Source organism: Dehalococcoidia bacterium (assembly GCA_025054935.1).
GTDB lineage: Bacteria > Chloroflexota > Dehalococcoidia > SpSt-223 > SpSt-223 > JANWZD01.
Genome location: JANWZD010000009.1, coordinates 132,042 through 141,911, shown reverse-complemented (window position 1 = coordinate 141,911; position 9,870 = coordinate 132,042). Strand labels below are relative to the sequence as shown.

The following is a 9,870-nucleotide window of genomic DNA, read 5'->3' as shown; positions in this document are numbered from 1 at the left end:
TGGGTGGTGCGGGAACCGGTGGAGGAGTGGGCGCTGGGGCCGCACTTTTTGGGGGCGCAGACGACCGTCTGGTCGGCACACCGCCAGATCCTCGGCTGGTGGTAGCGCTGGCCGCCTCTCCGCCCCGCCGCGTCGGCGCACTCAGACGGCCGCCGCTTTCACGCGGTCGCGAAAGGCGCGAAACGCCGCCACTTGCGCGGGGTCATGCTCCTCGCTTCCCGACGGACGAACGAGAAAGAGGCTGAACAGTTCGTTGCCGGCAGCATCGCGCGCGATGATTCCGTGTTCGACCCGGCCCGTATGCTCGTGATACCCGTCATGGAACTCGAGCTGATAGGTCATCCCGCGAAAGAAATGGAGATCGATCGGCCGTCCGGGGAAATTGACAAACCGTTCGGACAGCTGGGGACGCTCAAGCGCGCGGTCGACTTCGATCAAGCCGACCGGCGTGCGAACGACCAGCCGGACCATCCCCAACGGGGCGAGACTGGACCAAAACGTAGCGGCATCCATCTGCACTCCTTCGCTCTACGGTGGTAGGATCACTGTACCGCGTCGGCGTTTGTATACGCTTGCCTGTTAGCGATAGAATGAGCCTTCGAGAAAGCAGCGCCGGCCGTTCCGGCGCGCCGTCCTTGAGGAGAAGTGGATGGAGCTCGGCCCGAGCGAAACGCAACAGGTCCTAAAGCGCACTGCCCGCGAGTTTCTCCAGACGGTTGTCAATCCGGCGATCGTCCGTCAGATGGAAGAGGACCGGATCGGCTTCGACCCCGCCGTGTGGAAGAAGATCTGCGAGCTCGGCTGGACTGGTTTGATGATCCCCGAGGAGTACGGCGGCCAAGGGGGTGATGTGAGCGACATGGCGATCCTGTTCGAAGAGGTCGGCCGCTCGCTCCTTCCGAGCCCGCTCTTCGCGTCGGGGGTCGAGGCCGCCCTGACGATCCTCACCCTAGGAAGTGAGGAGCAAAAGCGCGAGCTGCTGCCGAAGCTCGCCTCGGGAGAGAAGATCTTCGTCCTCGCCCTCACCGAGCCGAGCGGCACCTACGACGGCTGGGGAGTCGAGACGCGGGCCGAGCGCACCGGCAGCGGTTGGACGCTGACCGGCACCAAGCTGTACATCAGCTATGCCCACGTCGCCGACCTGCTGATCGTCGCGGCACGCACCGGCGAGGGAGACGACGGCATCGCGTTCTTCCTCGTCGACCCCAAGGTAAGCGGGGTGAAACTGACCATCCTCGACACCATTGGCAAAGACCATCAATACATCGTCGAGCTGAACGGCGCAGAAGCGGAGTCCCTCCTCGGGCCGGAGCGAGGCGCTTGGCATCCCTTCCAAGATGTGCTCGCGAAGGCGGCAGTCGTGCATAGCGCAGCCTCGATCGGTGCGGCAGAGCGCTGCCTTGAGCTGGCCGTCGACTATTCCAAGCAGCGCATCCAGTTCGGCCGGCCGATCGGGTCGTTCCAAGCGCTGCAGCATAAGATGGCGCGCGTCGTCACCGAGATCACCGGCGCCCAGTTGTGCGTCTACGAGGCGGCGTATAAGCTGGCAGTCGGACAAGATGCGCGCTTGGAAGTCGCCATCGCCAAAGCAGCGGCGAGCGAAGCGTATACGAACGCCTCAATCGAGGGCTGCCACATTCATGGCGGGGCCGGGTTCATCCGCGGCTCCGAGATGGAGCTGTACTTTCGGAAGGCAAAGGGTGCCGAAGTGATCCTTGGCCACCCTCGCTGGCACAAGAAGCGCGTGACCGCGCTCCTCGCAGAAATGGCCCAACCGGCGGAGCATCACTAAGGACAAGGAGAGGAAATGGACTTCACTTTCCCGGAAGCGGCTGAAAAGTTCCGTCTGGAAGTCCGTGAGTTCCTGAAGAAGGAACTGACCCCCGAGATCCGGGATGAATATGCCCACTGCACGGACTATCCGCACGGGTTCAACAAGGCGTTCACGCGCAAGCTCGGCCAGAAAGGGTGGCTGACGCTCACCTGGCCGAAGGAATACGGCGGACTCGGCTTGGACATTTGGCACCGCCTTGTCTTCGATGAAGAGATGGCCGCCGCCCACGCGCCTGTCGCGGCGCACCAAGTGGCGGCAAACTTCGTCGGCCCTGCCCTCATCCACTACGGCACCGAAGAGCAGAAGAAGAAGTATCTGCCTCCGATCGCCCGCGGCGAGGCGACTTGGGCCGTCGGCATGACCGAAGCGAACGCCGGCACCGACCTCGCCTCGATCGAGACCCGCGCCGTCCGCGATGGCGATGAGTGGGTGATCAACGGCAACAAGATGTACACCGAGCACCTGCAAGATGCCGATTACTACTGGGTGCTCGTCCGGACTGACCCGAGCGCCGAGCGTCACCGCGGGATCTCGATCATGGTGATCGATATGAAGACGCCCGGGATCCAGATCCTCCCGCTCTGGACGATGGACGGCTACCGGGTGAACCAAGTCTATTTCGAAGATGTCCGTGTCCCGGCGGACGCCGTGCTGGGCGAAGTCAATCGCGGCTTCTACCACCTCGCGATGACCCTCAACACGATGCGCGCCGCTGGCCTTGGCGGCTGGACGGAAACCCGGCGCGACCTCGAAGACCTCGTCCTCTATGCCAAGCAGACGAAGGTTAACGGCCGGCCGCTGATCGAGGACGAGTGGGTCCAGAACGGCCTTGCCGACTTCATGATCCACAATCAGATCTCGCGCCTGCTCGCCTATCGCGTTGCCTCGATGCTCGAGAGCGGCGGCCCCGCGCCAGACCGCGAGACGGCAGTTCGCCAAGTCTGGACGAAGGTCTACGGCCAGCTGCACGTCAAGTTCGCCTGCGACCTCATCGGCATGGGCAGCCAAATCGGGCATCACTCGCCCCAGTTCGCGCCGCTGGCCGCGCGCTGGGAGCGGCGCTACATGGGCGCGATCGCCGGCGCGCACAACGGCGGCACCCCGGAGAACGCGCTCAATACCGTCGCCCTGCGCGTCCTCGGCCTGCCGCGCTAGCGAGGGAGCGAACGGGGCGGAGGTCGCCCCGTTCGCCTGCTCCCGCTGCGCGAGCGTCCTCCTCGCCGCGAGGCCGCCGAGCAGCGCCCCGCCACGATGAACCTCTGCAACGCCGTCCACGCCATCGCGCGGCGCGACCCACACCGGCCGGCGATCGTCGAGCCAACCCGGACAACCACGTACCGCGAGCTGGCGGAGCGCATCAGCGCACTCGCAGCCGGACTTGCGCGGCGCGGCATTCGGCGCGGCGACCGCGTCGCCATTGCGCTCGGCAACCGGCGCGAACATCTCGAAGCGATCCTTGCCGCCGTGCGCCTCGGAGCAGCCGCCCTTCCGGTCGATGCCGCCGCGACGCCCGCCGAAATCGCCGACGTCGCCGAGCGGTTCTCCCCGGCCGCACTGGTCGCCGAGCGCCCTTTGGGCGGCTGGCCCTCCGACCGGCTACTTGTCACGCTCGAGGACGGCACCTATGACGCGCTCCTCAGCGGGGGCGGCGATGCTGACCTCGCTCCCGCGAGCGACGACCCCTGTTTCGTGATGCTCTCTTCCGGCACCACCGGCAAGCCGAAAGGGGCGGTCGTCACCCATGCCGCGATGGCATTCCGCTTCCTCGCCCAAGTGATCACGTTTCGCTTCAGCGCCGACGACCGCTACCTGAACCTCATGCCGCTCCACACTGGCGGAGGCCGCAGCTTCACCCTGTCCCACCTCTACCTGGGCGCGACTGTCTGGCTTCCCGGCAAGTTCGACGCCGCGGCGGCCGACCGGCTCGTCCGCGAGGCGGGGATCACGACCGCCTGCGTCGTCCCGACGATGCTGCATCGGATCGTAGCGGCGGGGGGCGGCCCCTGGCCGACGATGCGTGCCTTGATCAGCAGCGGCGCGCCGCTGCCGGCTGCCGACCGTGACGCCGTGCTGCGCCAGCTCACCCCCAATCTCTACGACTACTACGCCTCTGTGGAAGCTGGCGGCGTGGCCGCGCTTGGGCCCGGCGAGCATGCAGCGAAGCCCGGCTCAGTCGGACGCCCGATGTGGGGCATTGAGGTGCGGCTCGCCGGAGCAGCGCGTCCCGGCGAAGTCGGCGAAATCTGGTACCGCTCGCCGGGCATGATCGCCGGCTACGCCGGCCTGCCGCCCGACGAAGCATTCAGCGAGGGCTGGTATCGGACCGGCGACCTCGGCCGCTTCGATGAAGACGGGTTTCTCTTTCTCGTCGGGCGCAGCAAAGAGGTGATCATCAGCGGCGGCGTCAACGTCTACCCGGCAGAGGTTGAGGCGGCGCTCCGAGAGATCGCTGCCGTCGCCGATGCCGCAGTGCTCGGCCTGCCCGACCCCGACTGGGGCGAGCGGGTCGTTGCCGCAGTCGTCCCTGCGCCCGGCTCCCCCGCCGATGCCGAAGCGATCCTGACCGCGCTCCGCGGCCGCCTTAGCGGCCCGAAGCGGCCAAAACAGATTGTCTTCCTCGACTCGCTCCCCCGCAACCGCGGCGGGAAGGTCGATACGGCCTCTCTCCGCGCACTCATCCGCGCCCGCGCTGAGGCCGGCTCAGCGGAACGGGAGCGCTAAGACTCGCCTGGCTGCCTGTTCTCCGGTACAATAGCAGCATGACCCGACCGTCAACTCGACCGGCGCCGCCAAAGCCGGTCGTGCGCTGCGATCTGTGCGACGCGCCCATGCTCGACCGCCACTGCAAGCTGGTGTGCACGCGCTGCGGCTTCACGCGCGACTGTTCCGACCCCTAGCCGCGGTTTGACACGCCCCGACGGCCCGCCTACCATCCCCCTTAGAGGCTGTATACGGAAGGAGAGGATGGGCTGCCTGACCGTGCCGTTTCGAGTAGCGTGGCGCCTCCTGACGGCGCTCCTTGGGATTGTCGGCCGCCTGCTGCTCGGCCTTACGGGGATTGTCCTGATCGTCATCGGCGTGATGCTCTCCCTCTCGGTGGCCGGCGCAGTTGCGGGGGTCCCGCTCATCGTCCTCGGCGCAGCGTTCGTGCTGCGGGCGCTGCTGTAGTGCCGAAGATCTTTCGCGGGTGGTGGGTTGTCGCGGGCGGCGTCGGCATTCAAGCGACGCTCGCCGGCGTGCTGTACCAATCGTACACCGCCTATGTTGTGCCGATGACAGCAGAGTTCGGCTGGAGCCGGACCGTCTTTGCCGGTGCTTCCTCGCTGTCGCAGATCGAGTTCGGCATCACTGGCCCTCTCCAAGGATGGCTGCTCGACCGCTTCGGCGTCCGGCCGATCGTGCGCGCCGGACTGGTCATCACGGCGCTCGGGCTGGCGCTCCTCAGCTTCACTCACTCCATCCCTTGGCTGTACGGCTCCTTCCTTATCGCCTCGATTGGCGCGACCCTCGCCGGCTTTGTCAGCATCACGACGGCAGTCGTGAACTGGTTCGAGCGCAAACGCGCGACCGCGCTGTCGATTATCTCAACCGGCATCAGCCTCGGCGGGGTGTTGGTCCTAGTCGTTGCTTGGGGGCTGACGACGATCGGCTGGCGGGCGACGGCGCTCGCCTCTGCCGTGATCGTCCTCATCATCGGCCTGCCTCTCGCGCAGTTGATCGACAGCTCCCCAGAGAAGTATGGACTGCGGCCGGACGGTGACCCGACGCCGGCACCCGGCGCTCCGCCCTCTGCGCAGTCCGCCGGTCCCGCTTTCACCCTGAGCGAGGCCGTCCGGACGCCAGCGTTCTGGTACATCTCGCTCGGCCAGGCAGCGGCATTGCTGATTGTCGCCTCGATGTCAGTCCATCTCGTGCCGGCCGTCAGCCAATCGCTCGCCGTTCCGCTCGAAGTTGCGGCGAGCGCCGTCACCATCACGACGGTGATGTCGTTTGTCGGCCAGCTTGTCGGCGGCTACGTGGGCGACCGGTTCAGCAAGCGGGCGATCAGTGCCCTTGCAATGCTCGGCCACGCTGCCGGCTTGCTGGCGCTCGCCTATGCCACTGAGTTCTGGATGGTCGTGCTCTTCGCGATCTTGCACGGCGGCGCGTGGGGCGTGCGCGGGCCGCTGATGGCGGCGATCCGCGCCGACTATTTCGGCCGGGCCGCTTTCGGCAAGATCTTTGGGGTCTCGAACATGATTGTGACGGTGGGAAGCGTCAGCGGACCGCTGATTGCCGGCTATTTCGCCGACCAGACCGGCGATTACCGCCTTGGGTTCACGATCCTCGCGCTCCTTTCGCTGTTGGGCTGCGTCTTCTTCGGCCTTGCCGCCAAGCCGAAGCCGCCGGCACGGCGCCGCGCGGCGCCCACTCGCCAGCCAGCGCCGGCCTGAGCGGGAGGAGCCTGCGCGCTCGGTTGACAGCCACTCCATTCACCCGTACAGTCAATAGCCAGACAACTCCAGCGGGACAGCGCGTCCCAGAATGACGGAGCCAGTGGTCACAGCAGAGATCATCCCAACCTCGGTCAGCCCGCCAACGCTTGTGCTGTGGGCGCAGGGGCTGCCCGGCGGCGTTGAGGTGGGGATCGTCCCCCGCGGGCTGCCGCCTGGCCGACGAACCGTCCGCCTCAGTCTGCCGCCGGGAGCCGCCGTCGAGGCGGTATGGAGCGGCGACCCTCCCAGCGCCGCCGGCGTTGTCCGCGAAGACCACATTGCGTGGAGCGGGGAAAGCGACGGCCCGTACGGGGCGCGGCTGCGCCTCCCGGCTGGGCGAGCGTCCGTCCACGCTTCGGCCGTCATTGAAGGAGCGGAGGGCGGCATCGCCACCACCGGGGAGCTGCCTGTTGGCGGGATCGTTTCTGAGCTGGCCGAACGGGCGACGCTCTTGCCGAACGGTCTGCTCGTCCTGACCAAAGAGCGGCTCGACTCCTCCACCGTCGCTGTCGTTGTGGCCGTGCGCGCCGGCTCGCGGGATGAAGACGATACCACAAGCGGCGGCTCTCACTGGCTCGAGCACGCCCACTTTCTCGGCACTTCCCGCCGGCCGAGCAACCAAGCCGTTTTCGGCGCCATTGAAGCTGTCGGCGGCGAGATCAACGCCACAACCAGTTGGGAGCTGACCGACTACTTCATCGCGGTGCCCGCCGAGGAGTTCCGGCTGGCGCTCGATGTGCTTGCCGATATGCTGCTCGACAGCACCTTCCCCGAGGAGCACTTCAACCGCGAGCGGCGGGTCGTCTTCGAAGAGCTGAACCGGCGACAGAACACGCCGGGGGCGCTTGCGGGCGACCTGTTCTACAGCAATGTCTTCCGCATTCACCCAGCGCGGCGGCTGATCGGGGGGACAATCGAAAGCGTCCAAAATATTCCCCTTGCGACGATCCTCGCCTACCGCGAGCAGCGATATGTCGCCGGCAACATGACCATCGGCATTGCCGGGCGCGTCCGCCATGCCGAAGCAGTCGCCGCCGTCGAAGAGGCGTTCGCGCGCTTGCCAAGCGGCGCTTGGGTGCACCGGCCGGTGGTGATCGAGCCGGCACCCGAGGAGGCGCGCGAGGTGCGTGTCTCGCTCGGCGAGCGGCAGGCCTACCTAATGATGGGCGGCCTCGCTCCCGCGGCAACGAGCGACGACCGCGACGCCTTCATCGTCCTCGACGCCATCCTTGACCATCCCGGACGGCGGCTGGCGAGCGAGATCCGCGATCGGCGCGGGCTTGCCACCTCGGTCGGCACCTCCTACTTTGGGCTGACCGACACGGGCGCGTGGGCGGCGTCAGCAGTAACAACCCCCGACAAGCTGGACGAGGTGAAGACGCTTATCCTCGCTGAGCTCCAGCGCGTGCGGGACGAACCGGTCTCCCAACAAGAGATTGACGACGCCGTCCGCAGCATTCGCGGCAGCCGCCAAATCGCCGAGGAACGCAATCTTGGCCAAGCACGGCGGCTGGCGCGCGATGCGGCGCTCGGCCTGCTCGAGCCCTGGGAGCACTGGCTGGAACGCCTCGACCGGATCACGCCCGCGGACGTTCAGCGTGTCGCCCGCGCCTACCTCGACCTCGATCATCTGACGACTGTGGTGGTGACATTTTGAGGGCCAGCGACGAGGCGATCGCTGGCGTGTCGTCCTCCTCGCCCACCGACGCAATCGCCCGTCAGCAGCTGCCAAACGGGGCGCTGCTCCTTGCCAAGGAGCGGCCTACCTCCGGCGTTGTCGCCCTGACTGTCGCGCTGCGCTCCGGCGCCCGCGACGAGCCAGAAGAAGAAGCGGGCGCGCGCAATCTGCTCGCCCGGGCGCACCTGCTCGGCACCGAGCGCTGGCCGACGGAGGACGCCTTGCGGCGCGCCATCGGCGTCACAGGCGGCGGGATTGGGGTTGCCGCTTCCCACGAGATCACGACGATCTCGGTTACTGTCCCGGCCGATGAGCAGCAGCTTGCCTTCGAGGTACTGGCCGATATCCTGAACGCGCCGCGCTTTGCCGCCGACCAGATTGAGCGCGACCGCAATCTCGTGCGGATCGAAATCCAGCGGCGCAGCGCCGACCCGGCCCCCCTTGCATTCGACACGCTGGTCGAGACGGTCTGGCGCGGCCATCCCGGCGGGCACCCTGTGCTCGGTCGGCCAGAGACGATCGATCGGATCGACCGCGACCGCCTCCTCGCGCTGCGCCAGCAGGCGTTCGTCGGGGCGAATACTACCGTCGCTGTTGTCGGGCAGATCGCGGCAGAGCGCGCCTTTGCCGCGCTGGAGCAGGTCGTTGGGCCACTGCCGGCCGGCACGCCCGCGGACCGAACGCCGTGTCCAATTCCGCCGCGGGCCAGCGATGAGCGCATCGAGCGCGTCGCCGGGCAGCGCCAAGCCCTAGTCGTCATCGGGCTGCCGACCCCCGGCCGACGCGACCCCGACCGCTACGCCCTCGCGATCATCGACGCCGTGCTCGGCTCCCCGTCCGGACGCTTATTCGCCGAAATCCGCACCCGCCGCGCCCTTGCGTACGTTGCGGGGTCGGGGCTCAGCTTGCTGAGCGATACCGGTCTCTTCTACGCCCAAGCAGGAACCGACCCCGCGAATGTCGAGCAGGTGATCGCGCTGATCGGCGACGAGCTTCGCCGGATCATCGAGCAGCCGCTCACCGCTGCCGAGCTGCAAGCCGCCGCCGGCCAGCTGGCGGGGCGTCGGATCATGGCCGAGGAGACGAGCGGCGCCCAAGCGAATCAGCTTGCGACGCTGACCGCGCTGGACTGCTACGAGTCCGCGGAGGCGTTTGCCGAGCAGGTGCGGCGCGTCACTGCCGACGACGTCCTGCGCGTCGCCCGCCGCTACCTCGACGCCGGCCGCGCGCTCGTCATCGTTCGGCCTGCCGTTCCGGGGTAGAATCTCTTCGCCGCGGCAGTTTGCTGCTGCGGCCTCGCACTCGTGCACGAAAGGGCGCCGCCTATGGGCGACATCGTCGGTCTGCTCGCCACCGTATTTCTTATCGTCGCCGCGATTGTGATCGCCAATGCGGTGATTATCGGAGTGCTCGTCGCCCTGCCGATCGTGATGCTCCGACGAGCGCTGCGCCGCGCTCGGCGCCGCTATGCGCCGTTCATCCGGCCGGGACGGGTGTCCGAGGCGATGCGCGACTTCGCCGGCCTCTCCAACCGTGCGGCAGTGCAGTTTGTCCTGCGTCGGTCGCTGCCGAACTGGCCGATTAGCGCGGCGATTGTCGAGGCGGCCGGCGAGCTCGCCGACCTTCGCCACGGCGCAACAGCGGCCCTCGCTGCCGGCGTTCCTGCCGGGATTATCACCACCATCCTCGCCGAGAGCGCTGAAGCGAGCGAGGCCGTCTGGCGGATCGCCGACCGGGTGACCGCTACCGCTGCCCAGCGGATCGACGGGCGCCTTCTTGCCCCCGCGCTCGACCCCGAAATCGAGAAGCTGACGAACCTCATCCAAGCGGTCCGGCAGACCCGCGAGAGCATCGCGCAGCTGACCCTCTCCCACGCGACCACT

Annotated in this window: 10 protein-coding genes; 9 read left to right on the top strand and 1 reads right to left on the bottom strand. The window is 67.4% G+C overall.

All coding sequences use genetic code 11. The features are described from left to right. Positions 1 to 141: 141 nt before the first annotated feature. Positions 142 to 513, bottom strand: coding sequence for a hemin-degrading factor (locus NZ773_11150; protein MCS6802481.1), 372 nt, complete (start codon positions 511 to 513; stop codon positions 142 to 144). Positions 514 to 649: 136 nt separating this feature from the next. Here NZ773_11150 and NZ773_11145 point away from each other — a divergent pair, with 136 nt between their 5' ends. The 9 genes from NZ773_11145 to NZ773_11105 form a co-directional block, all read left to right on the top strand. Then, positions 650 to 1,792, top strand: a complete 1,143-nt coding sequence (locus NZ773_11145; protein MCS6802480.1) for an acyl-CoA/acyl-ACP dehydrogenase — start codon at positions 650 to 652, stop codon at positions 1,790 to 1,792. Between the two features lie 15 nt (positions 1,793 to 1,807). After that, positions 1,808 to 2,989: an acyl-CoA dehydrogenase family protein gene (locus tag NZ773_11140; GenBank protein ID MCS6802479.1), complete on the top strand. Its 1,182-nt coding sequence runs from the start codon at positions 1,808 to 1,810 to the stop codon at positions 2,987 to 2,989. A 96-nt stretch (positions 2,990 to 3,085) separates the two neighbouring features. Further along, positions 3,086 to 4,555, top strand: coding sequence for an AMP-binding protein (locus NZ773_11135; GenBank protein ID MCS6802478.1), 1,470 nt, complete (start codon positions 3,086 to 3,088; stop codon positions 4,553 to 4,555). A 38-nt stretch (positions 4,556 to 4,593) separates the two neighbouring features. Next, complete coding sequence (locus NZ773_11130; GenBank protein MCS6802477.1) at positions 4,594 to 4,731, top strand: hypothetical protein; 138 nt, start codon at positions 4,594 to 4,596, stop codon at positions 4,729 to 4,731. Positions 4,732 to 4,798: 67 nt separating this feature from the next. Next, a complete protein-coding gene (locus NZ773_11125; protein ID MCS6802476.1) occupies positions 4,799 to 5,002 on the top strand; it encodes a hypothetical protein in 204 nt (67 codons plus the stop codon). After that, complete coding sequence (locus NZ773_11120) at positions 5,002 to 6,267, top strand: MFS transporter (GenBank protein MCS6802475.1); 1,266 nt, start codon at positions 5,002 to 5,004, stop codon at positions 6,265 to 6,267. Before NZ773_11125 ends, NZ773_11120 begins: the two co-directional genes overlap by 1 nt. 103 nt (positions 6,268 to 6,370) lie before the next feature. After that, positions 6,371 to 7,966 (top strand): insulinase family protein, encoded by a 1,596-nt coding sequence (locus tag NZ773_11115; GenBank protein MCS6802474.1) that lies wholly within the window; start codon positions 6,371 to 6,373, stop codon positions 7,964 to 7,966. Further along, positions 7,963 to 9,249 (top strand): insulinase family protein, encoded by a 1,287-nt coding sequence (locus NZ773_11110; GenBank protein ID MCS6802473.1) that lies wholly within the window; start codon positions 7,963 to 7,965, stop codon positions 9,247 to 9,249. Before NZ773_11115 ends, NZ773_11110 begins: the two co-directional genes overlap by 4 nt. 63 nt (positions 9,250 to 9,312) lie before the next feature. Continuing rightward, a partial coding sequence (locus NZ773_11105) for a hypothetical protein (protein MCS6802472.1) occupies positions 9,313 to 9,870 on the top strand: 558 nt, incomplete at its 3' end.

Excerpts from the sequence above, each read along its gene's own strand:
- NZ773_11150 (MCS6802481.1), bottom strand. The coding sequence starts at position 513 with ATGGATGCCGCTACGTTTTGGTCCAGTCTCGCCCCGTTGGGGATGGTC.
- NZ773_11145 (MCS6802480.1), top strand. The coding sequence starts at position 650 with ATGGAGCTCGGCCCGAGCGAAACGCAACAGGTCCTAAAGCGCACTGCC.
- NZ773_11140 (MCS6802479.1), top strand. The coding sequence starts at position 1,808 with ATGGACTTCACTTTCCCGGAAGCGGCTGAAAAGTTCCGTCTGGAAGTC.
- NZ773_11135 (MCS6802478.1), top strand. The coding sequence starts at position 3,086 with ATGAACCTCTGCAACGCCGTCCACGCCATCGCGCGGCGCGACCCACAC.
- NZ773_11130 (MCS6802477.1), top strand. The coding sequence starts at position 4,594 with ATGACCCGACCGTCAACTCGACCGGCGCCGCCAAAGCCGGTCGTGCGC.
- NZ773_11125 (MCS6802476.1), top strand. The coding sequence starts at position 4,799 with ATGGGCTGCCTGACCGTGCCGTTTCGAGTAGCGTGGCGCCTCCTGACG.